This is a genomic window from Psychrobacter sp. HII-4 (assembly GCF_904846595.1).
GTDB lineage: Bacteria > Pseudomonadota > Gammaproteobacteria > Pseudomonadales > Moraxellaceae > Psychrobacter > Psychrobacter celer.
The window spans coordinates 1-669 of sequence record NZ_CAJHBJ010000110.1; the positions used below are offsets into that span (position 1 = coordinate 1).

At 45.0% G+C, this 669-nt stretch carries 1 protein-coding gene; it reads right to left on the reverse strand.

The annotated features are described in order from the left end of the window. The coding region (locus JMX98_RS13975; protein WP_201587446.1) for a transposase at window positions 1-618 on the reverse strand (618 nt) is incomplete at its 3' end. Window positions 619-669 lie beyond the last annotated feature (51 nt).

Genomic DNA, 669 nt, shown 5'->3' on the forward strand with positions numbered 1-669 from the left:
ACTTTCTGACAGCCACATGCCCAAAAGCTCTTTTTTACCTTCAAGTCCCACACCTAGCGCTAGGTAGATGGCTTTGTTGATGATTTGCTTGTCTTGGCGAACTTTAACGACAATGCAGTCCAGATAGACGATAGGATAAACGCTGCTTAACGGCCGGTTCTGCCAAGCGGTGATGTCATCGATGATATTGTCCGTCACTCTTGAAACCAGACTGCTTGAGATGTCAACGTCGTAGATGTCTTTGATGCTCTCTACAATCTCCGTGGTGGTTTGACCTTTAGCGTAAAAGCTGATGATCTTGTCGTCAAGCCCTGAAATGCGGGTTTGATGCTTACTGACAAGTACAGGCTCAAAGCTGCTGTCACGGTCTCTTGGCGTTGAGATTTCAAGATCGCCGCTGTCGCTTTGGACTCTCTTTTTCGTGTGACCGTTACGTTTATTGGGCTTGTCTGCTTTCTCGTGCTTGGCATAGCCTAGATGTTCTTCCATTTCAGCTTCTAACGCGGTGTCGATAAAAGATTGCATGAGTTGCTTTTGAAAGTCTTTGATGTCATCAAAGCTTTTCATGCTGCTAGCCATTTGCTGGGCAAGTTTTTTAAGGTCGGTTTGCTTAGTCATTGCTTATTCTCCGGTTAGTGGATTATAAGCAGTTACACAAAGTTTGGGAAA